A 20,752-nucleotide genomic window follows, 5' to 3' on the forward strand; every position below is an offset into this window, starting at 1 on the left:
TTCGGTCAGGGTCGGCGGGTGGGGAAGGCGGTCGCCAGCCGGGCGAGGGTCAGGGCGGCCAGCAGCAGCCCGAAGTCGCGCAGCGCGATGTCGTAGTAGTCGGGGATGAGCAGCAGGTTCAGGATGATGCCGGCCAGCCAGGCGGCCACCAGGTAACCGCCGAAGCGGGGCATCAGGAGGACCACCACGCCGGCCACGATCTCGATCACGCCGACGGCGTACATCGCCTGCTGGGCGGTGCCCGGAACCAGGTCGTCGATGCGGGGGGCGAGGTAGGCGGGCCAGTCGGTGAGCAGGTTCGTGAACTTGTCCAGGCCGAACAGGATCGGCGCGACCGTGAAGCCGATGCGCAGCAACCAGAATGCCTGGAATGTCGGGTCGGTACGGAGCCGTTCGCGCGTGGAGAGGGCGGCGGGGTCTACGGCTGTCATGGCAATTGTCCTCCTTCTAAAAGAAGTCAATCTGTACGTTAGAAGGAGGGCGCTCTTTCGTCAACTACGCTGTCTGTTAGACCGGAGGGAGCACCGTGACGGACTTCGACGCGCAGGTGGAGAGGGTGGCGGCCCTCGGTGAGCCGGTGCGCCGGTCGCTGTACCGGTTCGTGGTCGCCCAGGCCGACCCGGTGAGCCGCGAGCAGGCGGCGGCCGGCGTCGGGGTCGCGCACCACGTCGCCAAGTTCCACCTCGACCGGCTCGAATCCGACGGGCTGCTCGACGTCGAGTACCGCCGGCCGCCGGGCCGCGGCGGTCCGGGCGCCGGCCGGCCCGCGAAGCTGTACCGGCGGTCGGCCCGCGACGTGGCGGTCAGCCTGCCGGAGCGGCGCTACGACCTGGCGTCGCGGGTCATGGTCGAGGCGATCGCGGCGGCACAGGCCGGCGGCACGCCGGTGGCGGAGGCGCTGGGCGCGGCCGCGAAAAGATACGGGGAGACGTTGGGAGGGCAGGGAAACGACGTGACGCAGGTGCTCGCCGACAACGGCTACGAGCCGCGCGCCGGCGACGACGGCATCGTGCTGACCAACTGCCCGTTCGGCACTCTCGCCCAGACGCACACCGAACTGGTCTGCGGAATGAACCTCGATCTGATCGACGGGGTGCTGTGCGGCCTACCGTCCACAGTGGACGCTCACGCCCGGCTGGCGCCCGCACCGGGTCGCTGCTGCGTGGTGGTCACCACCGGCTGACGCACGCTGGCCGGCGTGCGGCCGAACTCGCGCCGGAACGCGCGATGGAAGCTCGCGACGTCGCCGAAGCCGGCCTCGGCCGCGACGTCGATGACCCGCAGGTGCGCGAGGTTCGGGTCGCGGAGGGTGCGCAGGGCGAGCTCCAGCCGCATGCGTCGTACGGTGCCGGCGTACGAGTGCTCGCGCCCGGCGAACAGACCGTGCAGCGACCGCACCGACAGGCCGAGCCGGCGCGCGGTCGCCAGCGGGGACAGGTCGTCGTCGCCGAGATGTTCGACGATGTCGGCCAGCGCGGCACGGTAGGTGCGGTGGTTGCGGCCGGGCGTCTCGGCGGGCTCCACGGTGGTCAACGCGACCGCGAGGAGGCCGCCGGTGAGCGTCGCGAGGCGGGCCGCGGACTCCGGCGCGAGCGGGGATCCGGCGAGCGCGGTCATCGCGTGCCGGGCGGCGGCGCCCGCCCCGGTGACGGTGCCGACGCGGGTGGCGGTGGGCACCCGGCCGGGCAGCAGGAGACCGGGGACGAACAGCGACAGCTGGGTGAAGTCGGTGCCGAACTCGAACTCGAACGGCTCGTCGGTGTAGACGACCGCGAGGTCACCGGGCGCGAGGACGGCGGTGCGGCCGGCCTGCCGCATCACGCTGCTGCCGCGGACCTGGAGGTTGGCGTAGAAGCCGGCGCGGGGCGCGCGGGCGATGTCGCGGGCGGTGCGCCGCACCCGCTGGCCCTGCGACCCGATCCGCGCGATCCCGGTGGGCCACTGCGTGACGGTTCCGGCGAACCGGTCGCGCCGCTCCGACTCGGGGCTGAGGTCGAGGAACGCCTCGCAGATCATCTCGCGCCAGTACTCGAACTGCCGCCGCGGTTCAGTGTCCACTGTGGACCAGGTGCGGATCATTGCAGCCCCCTGTCGGGCAACTGACCATTGCACGCGCTGCAAGCCGTCGTGCGCCCGATGCGATTCGCTTTCCGTGCCGGTCTGCGACCGTGCCGGCATGACATCGACGACACTGCACACACGGTTCACCGAAGCGTACGGTCTCACCACGCCGATCGCCCAGGCCGGCATGGCCTTCGTCGGAATGACGCCAGATCTCGCGGTCGCGGTCAGCGAGGCGGGCGCGCTCGGTGCGGTCGGCGTCGGGTTGATGCCCGCGCCGGCCCTCGCCGATCTCGTCGCCGCGGTGCGGTCGCGCACGGCGAAGCCGTTCAACGTCAACCTGATCACGCCACTGGCCACTGTGGACCATGTCGCGGTCGCCTGCGCGGCCGGCGTCGCCGTCGTCTCGTTCCACTGGGGACACCCGCCGCGGGCCTGGATCGACCGGCTGCACGCGGCCGGGGTCCGGGTCTTCGAACAGGTCGGGTCCACAGTGGACGCACGACGCGCGGCCGACGACGGCGTCGACGTGATCGTGGCGCAGGGGCAGGAGGCGGGCGGTCACAACTACGCGACGCTGCCGACGTTCGCCCTGGTGCCGGTCGTGGTCGACGCGGTGGCGCCGACACCGGTGCTCGCCTCGGGCGGCGTCGCCGACGGCCGCGGGCTCGCCGCGGCGCTCATGCTCGGTGCCGACGGGGTGTGGGTCGGCACGCGGTTCGTGGCCACCACCGAGTCGCTGGCGCACGACGGGTACAAGCAGCGGCTGGTGGCGGCGTCGGCGACCGCGACCGCCCTCACCGGGATCTTCGGCCCGGAGAACCCCGCCTTCAACCCGACGCGGGTGCTCCGGAACCGGGTCGTCACCGAGTGGCACGACCGGCTGGCGGAGATCGGACCCGACCAGCCCGTGATCGGCTACACCGACCTGGGCGGGACGAGGGTCGAAATGCGCCGTTTCTCGAATCTCGTGCCGATGCGCGGTGCCACCACGGGCGACCTCGAGGAGATGGCGCTGCTCGCCGGCCAGGGCGTCGGGCTGGTCACCGCGATCGAGCCCGCCGCGGCCGTGGTCGAATCGATGACCGGGGACGCGCGGGCGCTCCTCGGCCGGTTCGTCGGGAGCGGGGACAGTTTGTCGTACCCATGTGTTTGATTTGACGGCATGGATGTCCCGGGTCTCCACTACCTCCCGAACTGGCTGTCCGAGGCCGCCCAGCGCGCGGTGCTGGCGAGCGTAGACGCCGCGCCCTGGTCGGCCGAGTTACGCCGGCGGGTGCAGCACTACGGGCACCGGTACGACTACGGACGGCGGTCGGTCGCGGGCGGTGCGGGCGACCGGGTCGCGGCACCGGTCCCGGCGTGGGCGGCCGAACTGGCCGAACGGCTGCACACCGAGGGGTACACCGCCGAGCCGGCCGATCAGGTGATCGTCAACGAGTACGAGCCGGGGCAAGGCATCAGCGCGCACGTCGACTGCGTGCCGTGCTTCGGCCCGGCCGTGGCGGCGATCAGCCTGGGCTCGTCCTGCGTCATGGACTTCATCGCGCCCGACGGCGCCACCCGGGTCGGTGTCCCGCTCGCGCCGGGCAGCCTCAGCGTGATGACCGGCCCGTCGCGGTACACGTGGAAGCACGCGATCGTCGCCCGGAAGAGCGATCCGGGGCCGTTCGGCCGGGTGCAACGGGGGCGCCGGGTCTCGGTGACGTTCCGCACGGTGGTGCGGGAGCCGTGACGTCGGTCGAGATACCCGGTGCGGCTCGCACTTGGTACCGTCGATCCGTGGCTGAACTACGGGGTGGAGTGCTCGGGCGCGGTGCGTCGGTCGGCGCGATCGATCTGACGTTCGCCGACTTTCAGCGTCTGGTGTCGCAGGGCGGCAGGTTCGTCGTCAACTTCTCGGCCGACTGGTGTCCGGCGTCGCGCACGTTCATGCCGATCTTCCAGCGGTCCAGCCAGCGTCACCCCGACGTCGTGTTCGGCAAGGTCGACACGAGCGTCGAGAAGGAACTGTCCGCGGTCATGGAGATCACCTCGATCCCGACGCTGATGGCGGTGTACGGCGGAGAGATGGTGTACCGGCAGGCCGGCGTGCATCAGGCCCACGAGGTCGACCAGGTTCTGGCGGCCCTCCGCCGGGCCCGGTAGGCCGGGCGCGACAAGCACGCCGAACGGCCCCGCGCCGGGGTGACGTCAACCATCCGACGTTCCCATCGCACGATGACATCTGCCGCCCGGATGTGTGGTCAACTGCGAAAGACCACCTATCCGAGGAGCCTTCATGTCGACCGCAGCCACGGCCGCCATCACGTTCGTCGCGCTCTATGCGGGTCACCAGATCGGCGACCATGTGGTGCAGACCAACGCCGTCGCGGCGACCAAGGGCGCGCCGAGCGCGGAACAACTCGCGGCCGGTGTGTCGCCGTGGGCGGGGTGGGCGGCGTGCCTGAAGCACGTCGCGAGCTACACCGGCACGCAGGCGGTCGCGCTCGCGGTGGTCTGGGTCGTGTCGCCGCTGGGTCCGGTCGGTGCGGCGGCGGCGTTGCTGGTGTCGGCGAGCACGCACGCGGTGATCGACCGGCGGTGGCTCGTGCGGCGGCTGATCCGCGCCAAGGGCTGTCACGACTGGCGGGAGGGTCCGTACCTGATCGACCAGTCGCTGCATATGGGTGCGTTGCTGGTCGCGAGCGTGCTGGGGGCGGCGATCGGCGGCGTCGGCATCCTGGCGGTGGCGGCCGGAGCGGTCGCGCTGATCGCGGCGGCGTTGGCGGCGGAGCGGTGGCTGGGCGCCGCGGAGTACCCGCGGTCCGCGGCACCCGTGCACGGTTGAGGTGACGCGATGCCGCTGGTGGGCGACCTCGGGAACGACGACCGGGTGACGCGATGCCGTTGCTGAGCACCCTCACCGACGACGACCGGGCGGCGCTGCTCGGGCTCGGCAGCCAGCGCGCGTTCGGGCCCGGTGCGGTGCTGATCACGGAGGGGTCGACCAACACCGACACGTTCCTGCTCCTCGACGGCTACGGCAAGGTGATCGGCAACACCGTCGACGGACGCACGGTGCTCCTGTCGATCCGCGGATCCGGAGACCTCGTCGGCGAGTTCGCCGCGCTCGACCACGAGCCGCGGTCGGCGTCCGTGGTGGCGATCACCCGGCTGGTGGCCCGCGTCGTCACCCGGCAGGCGTTCCTCGCCTACCTGCGCGACCGTCCGGACGCCGCCCGGGCCGTGGAGGCCGCCGTGCTCGACAAACTGCGCCGGGCGACGCGGCACCGGTTGCTGATGACGGGCGCGCCGGTCGGGGTCCGGTTGGCGCTGGTGCTGACGTACCTGGTCGAGACGTACGGGCGCCGCTGCCCGGAGGGGACGTGGATCGACGTTCCGCTGAGCCAGCCGGAGCTGGCGTCGCTGATCGGCGCGTCGGAGCCGAGCCTGCACCGGGCGTTGACGGAGTTGCGCGTCCGCGAGGTGGTCGGAACCCGGTACCGGAGGCTGGTCGTCCGCGACGTGGAGGCCCTGCGCGTCCTATCGTGAATTGGCGGCGAACCCGTCGCCCGGTCACGGACATATATTAGTATGCGCATGTGTGCACTACTCGGGACGGCTCAGTGGGGGGAGGGCGGGATGGGTCACGGCCATGACGGGCACGGCCACGGGCACGGCGTGACGGCCACCGGGCGGCACCGCCGGGTGCTGGCCGCGGTCGCGGGCGTGTCAGCGGTGATCTTCGTCGTCGAGGTCGTCGGTGCGTTCGTCACCGGCAGCCTCGCGCTGCTCGCCGACGCCGGGCACGTGCTGGCCGACGCGGGCGGGGTGGCACTGGCGCTCGGCGCGGCGCTGCTGGCCGCGCGTCCCGCGTCGGGGAGTCGCACGTTCGGCTGGGCGCGGGCCGAGATCCTGGCGGCGACCGTCAACGGGCTCGTGCTGGCCGGGATGGGCGTGTACATCCTCGTCGAGGGCGTGCGCCGGATGTTCGACCCGGTCGACGTCGAGCCCGGTGGGATGGCCGTCTTCGCGGTCATCGGCCTGGTCGGCAACCTGGTGGGCGTGGCGCTGCTGTACCGGGCCCGGTCGGCGAGCCTCAACCTGCGCGGCGCCTTCCTCGAGGTGGCCACCGACACGCTGACGTCGGTGGGCGTCCTGGTGGCGGCGGCCGTGATCGCGCTGACCGGCTTCTCCCGCGCCGACGCGGTGGTCTCCATCCTGATCGGGCTGGTGGTGGCCCCCCGCGCGGTGCGCCTCCTGCGCGAGGCGGTGCACGTGCTGCTGGAGGCGGCGCCGCCGGGCGTCGACCTGGCGGAGATCCGCTCCCACATCATCGGGCTCGACCACGTGCAGGGCGTCCACGATCTCCACGTGCACACGGTGACGTCGGGCCTGCCCGTGCTGACGGCGCACGTGGTGGTCGACGGCTCCTGCTTCCACGACGGTCACGCCCCGCAACTGCTCGACGCGCTGCAGGCATGCCTGGCCGGCCACTTCGACGTGGAGCACTCCACGTTCCAGCTGGAACCCGCCGGCCACGCCGACCACGAGTTCGCCACCCACCACTGACGCCCGCCCGCGGGGGCTCAGGACTCCAGGAAGACCACGTCCACCCAGTAGTTGTTCGAGGACGTCGTGGTCGGTGCCTCGCCGCCGGGTCCGTACCGGTACACGGAGGTGGCCGCGGTCAGCGGCGGGCTCGACACCGGCGTGGCGTAGCCGTCGACGGTCAGGGAGTAGTGGCCCACGGCGGTGTGGTAGGAGACCGTGTACGTGGTGTCGGCGTCGATGGCCACGGGTTCGACGAACAGCAGGGTCTGCCACCCGTCCGCCGATTCGACGAACGTGCCGGTGGCCATCCTTTCGCCGGTCGGTGACCACAGGGAACCCGTGTGGCTGCCGGTGTTCTGACTGCCCTTGTAGAAGCGGACCCCGGCCACCTCGCCGGCCACCGACGAGCTGAACCGCACGCCCAGCTCGATCTGGGAGCCGTCGGCCCAGTTCGACACCGCGGGCGTGTCGCCGGGCTCGAACAGGGTCTTCGCGCCGGGCGGCGGGCTGGGCGGGGTCGGCGGGCCCGGTGGGTCGCCGGCCGCGACGAACATCGGGTCGACCCAGTAGTTGGTGGCGTTGTAGCTGGACGTGGGGAAGGCGTCGGAGCCGTACACGTACACGCCGTTGGTGCCGGCGGGAGCGGTGAGGGCGCCGTCGGTGTTGGTCCAGCCGGTGGCGAAGAAGTTCTGGCTGACGGCGTAGTTGCCGTTCGGCGCCCAGTACGCCACCACGTAGGTCGTGCCGGCCGTCACCTCGACGGGCGTGGCGAACTCCACGCTCTGCCAGCCGGAGCCGTTGCTCGCGGGGAAGTTCGCCGTGGCCAGTTCGTCGCCGCCCGCCGAGTACAGCGTGCCGGTGTGCGGGCCGGTGTTGCCCGGGCCCTGGTAGTAGCGGACCCCGACGACCGTGCCGTCGACCGTCGGCGTGAACCGGACGCCCAGCGTGATGCCGCCGGCATCGCCCGACGAGGCGACGTCGGGCAGGTCGCCGGGTGCGAACAGCGTCGACACGTTCTCGTGCTCGGACGTGGTGAACGTGAACGTCGCGGGTTCGGCCATCGGCGTGCCGGTGGCGCCGGTGGCCGCGAGCCGCACGGTGTAGGTCTGCCCGAACGCCAGGGCGGCGGCCGGGGTGAACGTCGCGATACGACTCGGGGGGTCGTACGCGGTCGCCCCGGGAACGGGCGAGCCGGCTGTGTCCGTCACCTCGAATTGGACGGACGCGGCCGCGACCGGCCGCGAAAACAGTGCGCTGACGCGGGCATCGACAGCGACCCCGATGGCGCCGGCGGCCGGTGTGGTGGTGAGTACGGACGGCGCCGCGGCCCCGCCGTCGACGAACATCACGTCGACGTAGTAGTTGGCGTCGGTGGGGGAGACCTCGGCCGGGAAGCCGGCGCCGAAGCGGTACAACCCGTTGCCGCCGGAGGTCTTTCCGCGCGGGGCGACGAGCGGCGCGGCGACGTGGTCGCGGCTGCTGAAGAAGCGGTCGTCGGCGGAGTAGCGGCCGTTCGGCGCGAAATAGGACGCGATGTAGGTGGTGCCCGCGGTGACCGGCAATGGCTGGCTGAACGTCAGCGTCTGCCAGCCGTTCGCGGACTCGCCGCCGAACGTGCCGGTGCGCAGCACCTCCCCGCTGGCCGACCACACCTGGCCGGTGTGCGTGCCGGTGTTGCCGGCGCCCTTGTAGAACCGCACGCCGGTGATGGTGCCGTCGTTCTGCGGCACGAACCGCACGCCGAGCGTCACCGCGCCGGCGTCGTCGGTCGCCGGCACGGCCGGAACCCGTTGGCCGAACAGCGTGCTGGGGCCGGTGAGCGTCAGGCCGACGGTGGACGGCGTCTGCCCGATGTTGCCGCTGTCGTCGATCGCGCGCACCTTCACGACCTGGCTGCCGGGCCCGTTGCTGTGGAACGTGTAGCTCCACGGCGACGTGCCGCCCGCCGAGATCACAGCGGGGTGCCACGACGTGCCGCCGTCGGTGGAGACCTCGATGCCGGCCACCCGGCCGCTGCCCGCGTCGACCGCGGTTCCGGTGACGGTGACGGCGGCGCCGTTCGCGACCGACGCGCCGTTGGCCGGCGACGCGATCGTGACCGACGGCGCGGTGAAGTCGGTGGACATGGCGGCCGCGTCGAGGTCGCCCATCAGCGTGGTGGGCTGCGCGCCCATGTCGGCCAGCAGGTTGACGGTGGCCTGCTGCATCGCCGGGTCGGCCGGCGACCGCACGCCGTCGTGCTCCTCGTCGAGCCCCCACGCCCACTGGATCGTGCCGGCGCCGAACACCAGCGCGCCGCTGGCGGCCCGGTACATCGTCATGTGGTGGGTGGTGGTGCCGGCGGAGGTGACGGAGCCGAAGTCGCGCAGGTACTCCGGGGACGGGCCGGTGGTGGTCGACAGCCGGATCAGGCCCGGCGGCCGGAAGCCGTTGTCGGGGTCCTCGTTGGACTCGTACCCGACGGTGTGCGGCGCCAGCGTCGCGACCTCGCCGTCACCGAGTTCGGCGACGGACGTGTTGCGCCAGAAGCGGTTCCGGCCCTGCTCGGCCGGCACCTGCATGGCGAGGTCGGTGTTGTTGGACATGTAGAGGTTGCCGACCAACGCGTTCTCCGGCCGGCCGCCGTCGGACGGCGGGCTGAACCGCGGGTCGCGCCAGGTGCCCGTCCACTCGGCGGTGGACTCGTCGAGCTTCTTGTTCGCCCAGGTCTCCTTGTAGCAGACCAGCGTGCGGTACGGGGTGTTCGAGCCGTCGGTGCTGGCCTCCCAGCGCGTCTTCCAGTACACCTCGTTGCCGGTGAAGAAGGCCAGGTTTACGCCGGCGTCGCGGGCGGCCTCCACATTGGAGCGCTGCTGCGCCGACCAGTACTCGTCGTGCCCCACCGACAGGAACGTGCGGTGGTTGCGGATCAGGTTGCCGCGCCGGTCGGAGTCGACGTCGGTGGTGTAGCTGATGTCGTACCCGTTGCGCTCGAGGAACCGGATCATCGGGTACTCGTTGCTGAAGAACCAGTCGCGGCCGTTGCCGACCTGGCGGGTGCCGAACGGCCGGTTGTAGGAGACCTTCAGCGCCCGGCCCTGCGGACCGCCCCAGTAGTAGTTCGAGCCGCCGTAGTCGTTGTACGCCTGCCACGTGGCGTCGGACGTCTGGAAGAACAGGTCCGAGGTGCTGGTGTCGTCGCGGACGACGAAGATCATGTGACTCTTGCCGACCTCGCCGTCGGTGCGGACGAGCTTCGCCACGTAGACGCCTGACGTGGCGGTGGCCGGCACCTGCCACGACGCCGACACCTGCCACGGACCGCAGTCGAAGATCTCCGTGTCCTCGTTGGTGATGCACTGGTCCTCGAGGTTGCCGCGGGCGATCGCCGCGTCGGGCTCGACCGTGTCCATCTTGCGGGCGCCCTTGCCGTCGTACCAGCCCATCCGGTAGATGTCGATGCGGTACGACGTGGCGACCGTCGAGATCTTGAAGTCGACCCGGCCGCCCCTGTTGACGCTGATGTCGGTGGTGAACCCCTGGAGTTCCCAGTCGCCCCCGCCGTAGATGTCGTCCCACACCTCCGGCTCGACGCCGTCGGCCCGGTTCTCGCACGCGATCGCGTTGCCGGTGCACGCCTCCTCCGCCGACGCGGGCACGCCGGCCACGACGCCGGCGACCAGCAGCCACCAGACGGCGAGCGCCGTGATGATCCGGCGCCGGTTCCGCGGGGTCCGCAGCGCGTGCAGGAACGGCCGGATTCGTGGGATTGCGGACGGAATCAGGGCGTGCCGGCCGCGACGGGACCGGCCGACACCGGATAACGGGATCACGCGCGGGATAGTAGTGACCCCGTGCGACCGGGACGTGGCGGGGTCCGCCGTTCCGTGTGGTGATCGTGTGGTGGTTCCTCATAGCCTGCGCCGGTTTGCCACAACGAAATCGACAACCGTCCAAAGGGGACCGTCATGACCACGACAGCTACGCAGACCGGCCAGAAGTCCTGGGTGGTCGCGCTGGTGCTGTGCCTGTTCCTCGGCATGCTCGGCGCGCACCGCTTCTACGCCGGCAAGATCGGCACCGGCATCCTCCAGATTCTCACCTTCGGCGGCCTCGGCCTCTGGGTGCTGATCGACCTGATCATGATCCTGGTCGGCAAGTTCGCCGACAAGGACGGCAACGCGCTCGCGCGCTGACGCCGTCGGGCCCCGCTGACGTGGGGCTGCTGCTGTGAGACCGCTGTCGCGGGCCCCGGAGGCCCGCGACAGCCCCTTTTCCGGGCTGCGGCAAGGCCCCCCCAAGGGAAAGCTTTAATTGACGGGCGTCGAAGGGCGACAGAGCATAGCGGCAAGAGCCGATCGTGACGCGGGGACGACCCGCGCCGGCTTCGACCTCCCTTTCCCGCTGTGTCAGTGCCGAGCGCGCCCGTCGCACACCGTCGAAACCACCGGTTGCCACGGGACGGCCACAGCCCTCGCCTTGGAGGCGACATGGGTCCACATCGTCCAAGCCGGTGGCGCCGGCCGTTGCTGGCCGCGTCGGTCACCGTGCTCGTCGCGGCCGCGACCGTGCTCACCAGCGCGCCCACCGCGCACGCCGCCCTGTTCTTCGAGGTGCCCAGCCTCGACGGGTCCGGGAACAACACGGCCAACCCCAACTGGGGCCGGTCCGGGCAGAACTACACCCGGGTGGCCGCCGCCAGGTACACCGACGGCCGGAGCGGGGTGGTGACCGGACCGAACGCCCGGTACATCAGCAACCGCGTCTTCGGTGACAGCAACATCAACATCTTCTCCGGACGCGGAACGACCGGCTGGGTGTGGACGTGGGGCCAGTTCCTCGACCACACGTTCGGTCTCCGGTTGGACTCCTCGGAGCCGTTCAACATCCCGTTCAACGCGGCCGACCCGATGGAGGACTACACCAACGACTTCGGCGTCATCGCGCTGAACCGCTCGGCGGCGGCGCCCGGCACCGGCGTCACGAACGTGCGCCAGCAGGTCAACACCGAGAGTTCGTACCTGAACGCGGCCGCGGTGTACGGCAACACCAACGCCCGTCTCGACTGGATCCGCGGCGGATCGCTGGACGGCAATCCCACCAACAACGACGCGACGCTCATGCTGCCCGGCGGCTACCTGCCGACCGCGGCCGCGCGGGGGAACCCGGCGAACGCGCCGGTGTTCGACGTCGACGGCGTGCTGCGGGCCAACCCCAGCGTCGGCACCGTCGCCGGGGACGTGCGGTCGAACGAGAACATCAACCTGACGGCGACGCACACGCTGTTCGCCCGCGAGCACAACCGCATCGTCTCCCGGCTGCCGAACACGCTGACCGCCGAGGAGAAGTTCCAGGTTGCGCGGCGCGTGGTCATGGCCGAGCAGCAGTACATCACCTACAACGAGTTCCTGCCGGCAGTGGGCCTGAACATGCCCGCGTACACCGGCTACAAGTCGAACGTCAACGCGGCCCTCAGCAACGAGTTCGCCGCCGCCGGGTACCGGATGCACAGCATGATCCACTCGGAGACGGAGATCGAGACGAACGTCAACCGGTACAGCCAGGCGACGCTCGACAACTTCCGGGCGCAGGGCATCGAGGTCGTGGTGGACGGCCCCACCGTCGAGCTGGCCGTCATGCTGAACGTGGCGTTCTTCAACCCGCAGCTCGTACCGGCGTTGCAACTCGGCCCACTGCTGCAGGGGATCGGCGCCGAACGCCAGTACCGCAACGACGAGCAGTTCGCCAACGCGCTGCGCAGTGTGCTGTTCCAGGTGCCGCGGCCGGGCAGCGACCCGGCGTGCCGGGCCGACGTGCCCGAGCAGGTGCAGTGCTTCCGCGGCGTCACGGACCTCGGCGCCATCGACATCGTGCGGGCGCTCGACCACGGCCTGCCGAGCTACAACCAGTTGCGGCAGGCGTACGGGCTGCCGGCGCGGAATTCGTTCACCGCGATCACCGGTGAGTCGACCGACCAGTTCCCGGCCGGCAGCGGCGTCGACAACCCGAACAGCCTCGACGTGGTCGCCCTCTCCGACGTCGACGGCACCCCGATCGACCTCGCCGACGAGGACGCCGTCGAGGCGAACGCCACCGACCAGGTGCGCCGCTCGACGGTCGCCGCCCGGTTGCGGGCGATCTACGGCAACGTCAACAACGTCGACGCGTTCACCGGGATCATCGCCGAGCCGCGGCTGCCCGGCAGCGAACTCGGCGAACTGCAGAGCGCGATCTGGATGCGCCAGTTCACCGCCCTGCGCGACGGCGACCGGTTCTTCTTCGGGAACCAGGCGTCGGCGCTCGACCAGATCAGGTCGCAGTTCGGCGTGGACTTCCGGCTGTCGCTCAAGGACATCATCGTCGCCAACTCCGACGCCGAGGCCGACGAGATGAACAACAACGTCTTCATCATCCCGGACGCCGACCTCCCGCCGACGACCTGCACGGTGACGAGCGTTCTGAACAGCCAGTGGAACGGCGGCTACCAGCTCAGCCACACGATCACCAACACCGGCAGCACGCCGCTCAACGGGTGGTCGGTGCAGTACCGGATGCCGTCCGGACAACGCATCACCCAGCTGTGGAACGGAGTGGTGACCCAGAACGGGACGTTGGTGACGATCCGCAATGCCGACTGGAACCGCACGATCCCGCCGGGCGGCTCGGTGAACGACGTGGGGTTCCTCGCCACGTGGGACAACGCCGTGAATGCCCGACCGGTGGGCGCCACCGCCAACGGCCGGCGGTGCGCGACGACCTGATCCGGGGTGGCGGCCCCTGGGCCGGTGGTGGGTGCAGGCGGGCGCCCACCACCGGCCCAGGTCTGCCGCTGTGAGTCCTCAGCCCAGAATCGTTCAGGCCAGAATCGTGGCGACCGCGTCGGCGTCGCCGGCCCGGTGGGCGGCCAGCAGCTTGGCGAACTCGTCGGACGGCAGGATGCGCAGGCCGAGTTCCTCGGCCTTCGCCGCCTTGGTGCCCGCACCGTCGCCGACCACGACCAGATCCGTCTTCTTCGACACCGATCCGGACGACTTGCCGCCCAGCTCCTCGACCGCCTCGTTGCCCTCGTTGCGGGTGAGCCCCGGCACCGACCCCGTGACCACGACGGTCATCGGCGTGCCGTCGGGCCGCCGCAACGGAAGCGCGGCACCGGAATCCGCACCGGAATCCGTGGCCGGCGCGGCGCCGGGCGCGGCCGGGGGAGTGGCGCCGGGCTCGACCATGTTGACGCCGCGCGCGATGAGCTTCGCGACGACCGGTGCCAGCTCGACCAGTTCCGCCGCGATGACCGTGGCCCGCTCCGGGCCGACGCCTTCGACCTGTTGCAGCGCCTCGATGTCGGCGGCGAGCAGGTTCTGCATGGTGGCGAAGTGCCGGGCCAGCCGGCGCGACATCGACCGGCCGGTCATCCGTACGCCGAGACCGGTGAGCACCCGCGAGAGCGGCTTCTCCTTGCTCGCCCGGATGTTGTCGACGAGCTTGGTGGCGGACGTGCGGCCGAGCCGGTCGAGCTGCTCCAGCGTCTCGACGTCGAGGTCGTACAGGTCGGCGGGGTCGACGACGAGGCCGCGGGCGACCAGGCCGCGGATGATGGTGTCGCCGAGGCCCTCGATGTCCATGCTGTCGCGGGCCGCGAAGTAGCCCAGCGCCTCGGCGGCGCCGCACGCCCGGCCGCGCAGGCAGCGCCAGCGCTTCTGTGACGTGTCGATGTCGCCGCCGCAGCGCGGGCACACCGTGGGCGGCTCGAACGGCACCGCGTCGGCGGGACGCGCGTCGTGCTGCGCACCGGTGATCTCGGGGATGACGTCGCCGGCCCGCCGCACGAACACGGTGTCGCCGACCCGCACGTCGCGCCGTACCAGGTCGCCGAAGTTGTGCAGTGTCGCCGACGTGACCACGACGCCGCCCACCTGCACCGGCGCCAGCACCGCCACCGGTGTGATGACGCCGGTGCGGCCGACCTGCACCTCGATGCCCTCAAGGATGGTGGTGCGGGTGTCGGCCGGGAATTTGAACGCGATCGCCCAGCGGGGCGCCCGGCTCGACGAGCCCGCCTGGTTGCGGTCGTCGGCCTTGTCGGCCTTGACCACCGCACCGTCGACCGCGAACCCGAGCTCGCCCCGGCGCGCGCCCAGCGACCGCACCGCGGCCACCACCTCGTCGACCGACTCGCAGCGGGCCATTCCGGCGGTGGACCCGCCGGTGGTGGCCAGCCCCAGCGCGGTGACGCGGGCCATCGCCCCGCTGTGGCTGTCGTGCTCGGCGGCGGGCAGGTCCTGGACGCTGTACGCGAAGAAGCTCAGCGGTGCGTCGTACTTCCGGTCCTGCGCGCGCAGGGTGCCGGCGGCGCCGCTGCGCGGGTTGGCGAACGGCGGCTCGCCGTGCCCGGTGCGAAGCTCGTTGGCCCGTTCGAAGTCGGCCTCGGTCATGAACACCTCGCCGCGCACCTCGACGGTGACCGGCTCGGCCATCATGACCGGCAGCCCGGCGACCAGCCGCGACTGCGGCGTGACGTCTTCACCGGCGAGGCCGTCGCCCCGGGTGACCAGCCGGTCGAGCCGTCCGTCGACGTACCGGGCCGACACGGCCATCCCGTCGATCTTCGGCTCGACCGTGAACCCGCCGACCGGCCGGCCCAGCAGTTTCTCCAGCCGGCCCGCCCAGCCGCGCAGCCCGTCGTCGTCGAAGACGTTGTCGAGGCTCAGCATCGGCGTGCTGTGCGGGACGTCGCCCCCCGCCGCACCGGCCGCCACCGTGACGGTCGGCGACGCCTCCACCGTCCACTCGGGACGGGCCGCCTCGGTGGCGGCCACCCGGGCCACCAGCGCGTCGTACGCCGCGTCGTCGATCACCAGGTCGGTGCCGGCGTAGTACGCCTCGGCGGCCGACCGGATCGCGGCGACGGCATCGCGGTATCCGGCCTCGTCGGGAAACGGCTCGGCGAGCCGCGCATCCACGACCGGATCGACCTCGGCGGGTGGCACCGAAGACATGAGTTCCCCCAAACGCTGTCGGAATACCCAGATCCTAGAAGCCCGGTACGACAGGAACGGTTTGCGCCGATTAAGAGTTCTGCAAGGACCGTGCAGGCGCGGCACGGAAAACTCATTTCCGCCGATGCTGTCCAGTCCGGGGGGATCCGCCAGCATGTTCTCGCAGTTGTTGTACAGCCACCGCCGCCGCCGCGCGTTGTCGCAGGAGGACCTCGCGCGGCGCGCCGGGATCACCGCCCGGAGCATCCGGAACCTGGAGGTCGGCAGCGTCCGCGCGCCGCGGCCGGGCACCGTCCGGCGGCTCGCCGACGGGCTCGCGCTCGCCGGCGCCGACCGGGAGCGCTTCGAAACCGCGGCGGTCGCCACCTATCTGGGCCGTCCGCCGGCGCCGGGCCCGGTCGGTGAAAGCGGGGTGACGCACGTGAGCGGCGCCGTCACCGTCCAGTGGACGTCCGACCGGGAGTTCTGCGTGACCGTACGGGGGCACGCAGCACCCGACACGGCCGGGCGGCCGGCAGACCTGCTGCGGGCGGCGCTCGCGGCGCTGGCCGCCGGCGAACGGCTAACCCCGCCGGCGCCCGGAGAGCCAGTCGGTGTCCCGCGCGCGGCGACCGCGGTTGTCGGTCCAGCTGGGATCGAGGCCGGCGTGCAGCAGGCGCTGGATCAGCTCGGCGTCCGCGATCTGGTCGGCGAGGTGCAGCAGTGACTGCTGCTGCGGGCCGCGGACGCCGCGCGGGTCGACGCCCGCGTCGAGCAGCCGGGTGAGCTCCGCGAGGTCGCCGTGGGACGCCGCCAGGAACATGTGCCGGGCGACCGCCCGCATCCGGTCGGGCAGCCGCCCGACGCGGCGTTCCCAGGCCCGCCGCACCCGGAAGCAGCCGATCACCGGCCCGCCGAGCGCCTGCAGAACCTGTTCGCGCCGCTCGTCCTCCGGGTCGTGCGACAGCAGGCGGAGGGCGCCGTCGCGCCACCCGACGTAGTGCCGGCCGCGGCACTGGACGTGGATCCGGTCCGGCACCCCGATGCCGGGCGCCGGCGCGTACGGCTCGTCGGGGCGGTCCGGGAACAGCGCGGTACGCACCAGCGGGGGCAGGGCCGCCGGTGCGAGCTCACCGGCGGCCACCGCGTTCAGGTACCAGGGACGGCCGCCGCGATCGAGGACCGCGGGCAGCTCGCCGGCGTGCCGGGCGTCCCAGAAACAGCGGGCGAACGGCCGGAGGTCCGGCCGCGGCGGGTCGGCGATCGTCAGCGTGAGGCCCGCCGGCCCGCCGGCCCCGTGCCGCGTCGTGACGACGAGCGCGACGCCGCCGGGGTACCGGGCCAGCTCGGGCACCCGCCAGCGCGGCACCTCCAGGTCGGTGCCGAGCACGTGCCAGCGGATCAGCTCGGGCGCGAGGTGGCGCAGGTCGTCGGCGAGCTCGGGTACCGCGCGGGCACGGGCGACGACCCGGGGGTCGACGTCGATCCGGGCGGCCGCGCAGGCCCCCCGCCAGTCGCCGGCGAGCCGGCGCTCGGTCGCCCCGCGCACGACGGTGGCGGTGAGGTCGTACCGCCGCAGCACCCGCCCGCTCACACCCGCCCCCGTCGACGTGGCGGAACGGCCGGATTCGAACCGACGTCCTCCGGGAAAGGGAGTCCCGGCGCGACGACCTCTGCGCTACGCCCGCCGCCGGCCATGCTAGCCGCCACCGCGGATGTGCTGTGCCGGGTAGGTTCAGGGGCGTGACGATCCGGTGGTTGACCGTCTTCGTCGACCTGGGCGGCGGGAAGAGCGACGAGGCGGAACGGTTCTGGCTCGCGGTGACGGGCACGTCGCCGTCGGCGCGGCGGGGGCCCGACGGGGCGTTCGTGACGCTCGTGCCGGCGCACGGCGATGCCCACCTGCGGGTGCAGCGGGTCCGGTCGGGCGACGGGGGTTGCCACCTCGACCTGCACGTCGACGACCTCGACGACGCCGGCGCCCGGGCCGCGGACCTCGGCGCGCGGGAGCGGTTCCGGGAAGACGGGCTCGTCGTGTTCGACAGCCCCGGCGGGTTCCCGTTCTGCCTGGTGCGGTGGGACGGCGAGACGACCGTGCCGAACGCCGTCCGGTTCGACGGGGCGGGGCTGAGCCGGCTCGACCAGTTGTGCCTCGACGTGCCGCCGGACCGGTACGAGGCGGAGTGCGCGTTCTGGGGTTCGCTCACCGGGTGGGAGGTGCGCGCCGGCTCGCTGCCGGAGTTCCGCTTCGCGGGGCCGAACGGGATGCCGGTGCGGTTGCTGTTCCAGCGGTTGGTGGACGGCGGCGGCGCTGTCACGGGTCACCTGGATTTTTCCGCCGAGGACCGGGCCGCGTTGGCCGACCGGCACGTCGCGGCCGGCGCGCGGATCGTGGCGACGTTCCCGCGCTGGATCACGCTGGCCGACCCCGCCGGGCGGCCCTACTGCCTCACCGACCCGGGATCCGCCGAGCTGGTCGGATAGCGGCTGGTCGGATAGCGGTCCACCAGCCAGCCGCCCAACGACCGCAACCGGTCCACCAACTCCGCCGGCTCGACCACGTCGACGTCCAGGTTCAGGTAGACGAGCCAGCGCGCGGCCCAGTCCAGGTCGTCGGCGCCGAAGTGGAGTTCGCACACGTCGCCGTCGTCGACGACCGTGGCGACGCTCGGGTCGACCAGTTCGCGCACCAGGTCGCCCGACGTGAACACCCGGACCCGCACCCGGTGCCGCCACGGCCCGTGCGCCAGTGACCCGGTCACGAACGCCACCGCGTCGGCGGGCGGCCCGGGGGCCGCCAACGGGACGCCCAGCGGCTGCACGGAATCGATCCGGTCGACCCCGTACACCAGCCACCGCGCGGCGTCGCGCGGGCACGCGACCAGGTACCACCGCCGCCGCACCGTCACCAGCCGGTGCGGCTGCACCTCCACGGTCCGGGCCGGGCCGGTGCCGTTGCGCCGGTGCCGGATCCGCACCCCCTCGCCGGCCCGGCAGGCCAGGGCCAGCGGCACCAGTACGTCGCTGCCGGCCCGCCGCGCCGACCGGTCGGGCGGCGCCTGCACGTCGGCGAGCGCGCTCAGCCGGGTCCGCCATTTCGCCGGCACGACGCGCGTGAGCTTCGCGAACGCGGTCACCGCGGCGGCCTCCAGGCCGGTGACCGCGACCGTGCGCAGCCCGACCGCGACGGCGGCGACCTCGTCGGCGTCGAGCAGCAGCGGCGGCATCTCGCGGCCCGGGCCCAGCCGGTAGCCGCCGAGCCGGCCGGCCTCGCCCTCGATGTGGTAGCCGAGTTCGCGCAGGTGGGCGACGTCGCGCCGGGCCGTGCGCTCGGTGACGCCGAGCCGCTCGGCCAGCCCGGTGGCGGAGATGCCCGGGTGGGCCTGCAGCAGGGCCAGGATCTCCAACCGGCGCGCGACGGTGCTCATGAACCAAAGATCGCACAGATACCCTGACAGAACCTGTCCGGGTAAGGGGGCAGGCTGGGACTCATGACGAAGACACTGCTCCGCCCCGAAGGGCTCGTACAGTCACCGGCGTTCACCCACGTCGCGGTCGTTCCGCCGGGCCTGACCACGGTCTACGTCGGCGGCCAGAACGCCGTCACGGGCGACGGCACGCTGGTCGGCGAGGGCGACGTCGCCGCGCAGGTCCGGCAGGTGATGGCGAACGTCCGCACCGCGCTGGCGGCGGCCGGCGCCACCGTCGATGATCTGGTGATGGTGAACGTTCTGCTGGTCGACAGCGTCGACGTCACCGCGGCGTACCCGGCCGCGGCCGAGGGCCTGGAAGGCGCCACGCCGCTGGTGGTGGCCGCGCAGGTCACGCGGCTGGGCGTGCCGGGTGCGCTGGTCGAGGTGAGCGCCGTCGCGGCCATAGCCGCGTCGTCATGAGACGGGCGGAGGTCGGCCGGACCAGAGACGCCGGCTGGCAGATCGGCGTGTCGAAGACCGTCGACCGCTCCGTCGAGGACCTGTGGGCGTTCCTGACCTCCCCGGCCGGAACGGCGATCTGGCTCGGCGACGGCGTCACCGTGTCGCCCGAGCCGGGCGTCGGCTACGAGACCGCCGACGGCGTGCGCGGCGAGACGCGGAGCTTCACCCGGCACCGGCGGATCCGGCTCACCTGGCAGCCGCCCGACTGGGACCACGACACCACGCTGCAGTTGAGCGTGACGCCGGCCGGCGACGGCCGGGCCCGGCTGGGCGTCCACCAGGAGCGGCTGTCGAACGCCGCCGAACGCGAGCACCAGCGCGCCCACTGGCAGTCGGTGGTCAACGCGGTCGTCAGCGGTCTCGCCAGTACGTGAGGTCGAGGCCGGGGTAGCGCAGGGCCATGCCGGCGCGCGTCTCGTCCGTCCAATATGGATGGCCGGGTGGCGGGAACCCGAGCAGTTCCAGTTGACGCGGGGTGGCCCGGCCCACGAAGTCGAACCACTCGGCGTCGAAGCTCTTCGTGGCCCACCCCACCCGGTGCGCCCACTGGACGCCGGCCGGCCGGAAGCACAGCTGCATGCTGTACCGCGCGCCGCGCGGCTCGGTGAGCTGCGTGCCGCGGTGCACCGTGCCGGGATCGAACGCGATCACCGTTCCGGCCGGGCCGGCGCCGGAGACCTCGGCCGCGTACAGGTCCTCGTTGCCGCCGGTGGCCAGGAACCGGCCGGTCGCGGTCGCGCCCGGACGCAGGAACCAGTTCGGGACCGGTGGGAGGTGCGCGGTGTGCCCGCGCGGCACCAGGTGCGGCGGGCCGAGCGTCTCCGGCACGTCGGTGAGGAACACGAACATCTCCACCTGCCCGCAGCCCGGCGTGGTGGTGGGCACCAGCACGGTGTGGTTGAGGTAGTCGCGGTGCAGGTCCTGGTCGTAGTCGTTGGCGCCGGTGTACTTGGCCCACGCCTCGGCGCCGTAGAGGTGCAGGTCGCGTTCGCCCAGCAGGGCCTCGGCGAGAGCGGTCACGCGCGGGTGCACCGCGAGCAGGCTCACCTCGACGCTGGCGAACGGGAAGCTGTCGATGCCGTCGAACTCGTCGCCGACGAAGCGGTCGCGGCGCGGATCGGTGCCGTCGTGGAAGCCCTCGGGAGACGGGAACATCGTGCCCAGGTCGGCCACCGCCGGCGCCAGCTCATCGGCGGGTATGAATCCCGACAGGATCGCGAATCCGTCGGTGTGCCAGGCCCGTACGGCGTCGTCGAGGTCCATCGGCCC

Annotated in this window: 19 protein-coding genes and 1 tRNA gene; 13 read left to right on the forward strand and 7 right to left on the reverse strand. The window is 72.2% G+C overall.

Annotated elements, in window-relative coordinates:
• Positions 1-5 precede the first annotated feature (5 nt).
• Entirely contained in the window at positions 6-431 is a 426-nt protein-coding gene (locus Vau01_RS30670) for a hypothetical protein (protein ID WP_203999700.1), read from the reverse strand.
• A gap of 95 nt (positions 432-526) precedes the next feature.
• Between Vau01_RS30670 and Vau01_RS30675 the strand changes: the two genes are divergently transcribed.
• Positions 527-1,183: a helix-turn-helix transcriptional regulator gene (locus tag Vau01_RS30675; RefSeq protein WP_203999701.1), complete on the forward strand. Its 657-nt coding sequence runs from the start codon at positions 527-529 to the stop codon at positions 1,181-1,183.
• Here the strand turns inward: Vau01_RS30675 and Vau01_RS30680 are convergent.
• Positions 1,126-2,079 carry an AraC-like ligand-binding domain-containing protein gene (locus Vau01_RS30680; protein WP_203999702.1) on the reverse strand — a complete coding sequence of 318 codons (954 nt, stop codon included), beginning with the start codon at positions 2,077-2,079 and terminating at the stop codon, positions 1,126-1,128. The genes Vau01_RS30675 and Vau01_RS30680 overlap by 58 nt on opposite strands.
• Positions 2,080-2,176: 97 nt before the next feature.
• On the opposite strand from Vau01_RS30680, the gene Vau01_RS30685 reads away from it, so the two are divergent.
• The 6 genes from Vau01_RS30685 (at position 2,177) to Vau01_RS30710 (ending at position 6,615) form a co-directional block, all read left to right on the forward strand.
• Positions 2,177-3,217: an NAD(P)H-dependent flavin oxidoreductase gene (locus Vau01_RS30685; protein WP_203999703.1), complete on the forward strand. Its 1,041-nt coding sequence runs from the start codon at positions 2,177-2,179 to the stop codon at positions 3,215-3,217.
• Positions 3,218-3,226: 9 nt separating this feature from the next.
• Complete coding sequence (locus Vau01_RS30690) at positions 3,227-3,796, forward strand: alpha-ketoglutarate-dependent dioxygenase AlkB (RefSeq protein WP_203999705.1); 570 nt, start codon at positions 3,227-3,229, stop codon at positions 3,794-3,796.
• 47 nt (positions 3,797-3,843) lie between these two features.
• Entirely contained in the window at positions 3,844-4,209 is a 366-nt protein-coding gene (locus Vau01_RS30695; RefSeq protein WP_203999707.1) for a thioredoxin family protein, read from the forward strand.
• A 133-nt stretch (positions 4,210-4,342) separates the two neighbouring features.
• Positions 4,343-4,891 carry a DUF3307 domain-containing protein gene (locus tag Vau01_RS30700; protein WP_203999709.1) on the forward strand — a complete coding sequence of 183 codons (549 nt, stop codon included), beginning with the start codon at positions 4,343-4,345 and terminating at the stop codon, positions 4,889-4,891.
• A gap of 53 nt (positions 4,892-4,944) precedes the next feature.
• Positions 4,945-5,595: a Crp/Fnr family transcriptional regulator gene (locus Vau01_RS30705; protein WP_203999712.1), complete on the forward strand. Its 651-nt coding sequence runs from the start codon at positions 4,945-4,947 to the stop codon at positions 5,593-5,595.
• Between the two features lie 90 nt (positions 5,596-5,685).
• Complete coding sequence (locus Vau01_RS30710; protein ID WP_203999715.1) at positions 5,686-6,615, forward strand: cation diffusion facilitator family transporter; 930 nt, start codon at positions 5,686-5,688, stop codon at positions 6,613-6,615.
• Between the two features lie 17 nt (positions 6,616-6,632).
• Here the strand turns inward: Vau01_RS30710 and Vau01_RS30715 are convergent, their stop codons facing one another.
• Positions 6,633-10,409, reverse strand: a complete 3,777-nt coding sequence (locus Vau01_RS30715; RefSeq protein ID WP_203999718.1) for a DUF4082 domain-containing protein — start codon at positions 10,407-10,409, stop codon at positions 6,633-6,635.
• A 135-nt stretch (positions 10,410-10,544) separates the two neighbouring features.
• On the opposite strand from Vau01_RS30715, the gene Vau01_RS30720 reads away from it, so the two are divergent.
• Positions 10,545-10,772: a TM2 domain-containing protein gene (locus Vau01_RS30720; RefSeq protein ID WP_203999720.1), complete on the forward strand. Its 228-nt coding sequence runs from the start codon at positions 10,545-10,547 to the stop codon at positions 10,770-10,772.
• A 294-nt stretch (positions 10,773-11,066) separates the two neighbouring features.
• Positions 11,067-13,337 carry a peroxidase family protein gene (locus Vau01_RS30725; RefSeq protein ID WP_203999722.1) on the forward strand — a complete coding sequence of 757 codons (2,271 nt, stop codon included), beginning with the start codon at positions 11,067-11,069 and terminating at the stop codon, positions 13,335-13,337.
• 93 nt (positions 13,338-13,430) lie between these two features.
• On the opposite strand, the gene ligA is transcribed toward Vau01_RS30725, so the two are convergent.
• Positions 13,431-15,569: an NAD-dependent DNA ligase LigA gene (gene ligA, locus Vau01_RS30730; protein WP_203999724.1), complete on the reverse strand. Its 2,139-nt coding sequence runs from the start codon at positions 15,567-15,569 to the stop codon at positions 13,431-13,433.
• A gap of 154 nt (positions 15,570-15,723) precedes the next feature.
• Here ligA and Vau01_RS30735 point away from each other — a divergent pair, with 154 nt between their 5' ends.
• Positions 15,724-16,275 carry a helix-turn-helix domain-containing protein gene (locus tag Vau01_RS30735; protein ID WP_203999726.1) on the forward strand — a complete coding sequence of 184 codons (552 nt, stop codon included), beginning with the start codon at positions 15,724-15,726 and terminating at the stop codon, positions 16,273-16,275.
• Between the two features lie 884 nt (positions 16,276-17,159).
• Here the strand turns inward: Vau01_RS30735 and Vau01_RS30740 are convergent.
• Positions 17,160-17,237: transfer RNA gene (locus Vau01_RS30740), tRNA-Gly, on the reverse strand.
• A gap of 54 nt (positions 17,238-17,291) precedes the next feature.
• On the opposite strand from Vau01_RS30740, the gene Vau01_RS30745 reads away from it, so the two are divergent.
• Entirely contained in the window at positions 17,292-18,032 is a 741-nt protein-coding gene (locus Vau01_RS30745) for a VOC family protein (protein ID WP_203999728.1), read from the forward strand.
• Here the strand turns inward: Vau01_RS30745 and Vau01_RS30750 are convergent.
• Positions 17,990-18,976, reverse strand: coding sequence for a helix-turn-helix transcriptional regulator (locus Vau01_RS30750; protein ID WP_203999730.1), 987 nt, complete (start codon positions 18,974-18,976; stop codon positions 17,990-17,992). The genes Vau01_RS30745 and Vau01_RS30750 overlap by 43 nt on opposite strands.
• Positions 18,977-19,039: 63 nt before the next feature.
• On the opposite strand from Vau01_RS30750, the gene Vau01_RS30755 reads away from it, so the two are divergent.
• The gene (locus tag Vau01_RS30755) at positions 19,040-19,441 is read left to right on the forward strand and encodes a RidA family protein (RefSeq protein WP_203999732.1); all 402 of its coding nucleotides are present in this window, start codon (positions 19,040-19,042) and stop codon (positions 19,439-19,441) included.
• Complete coding sequence (locus Vau01_RS30760; RefSeq protein ID WP_203999737.1) at positions 19,438-19,857, forward strand: SRPBCC domain-containing protein; 420 nt, start codon at positions 19,438-19,440, stop codon at positions 19,855-19,857. Before Vau01_RS30755 ends, Vau01_RS30760 begins: the two co-directional genes overlap by 4 nt.
• Here Vau01_RS30760 and Vau01_RS30765 read toward each other — a convergent pair.
• On the reverse strand, positions 19,835-20,752 hold a 918-nt coding region (locus tag Vau01_RS30765; protein WP_203999740.1), incomplete at its 5' end, for a phytanoyl-CoA dioxygenase family protein. The two genes, Vau01_RS30760 and Vau01_RS30765, sit on opposite strands and share 23 nt — an antisense overlap.

This window comes from Virgisporangium aurantiacum (genome assembly GCF_016863635.1).
Lineage (GTDB): Bacteria > Actinomycetota > Actinomycetes > Mycobacteriales > Micromonosporaceae > Virgisporangium > Virgisporangium aurantiacum.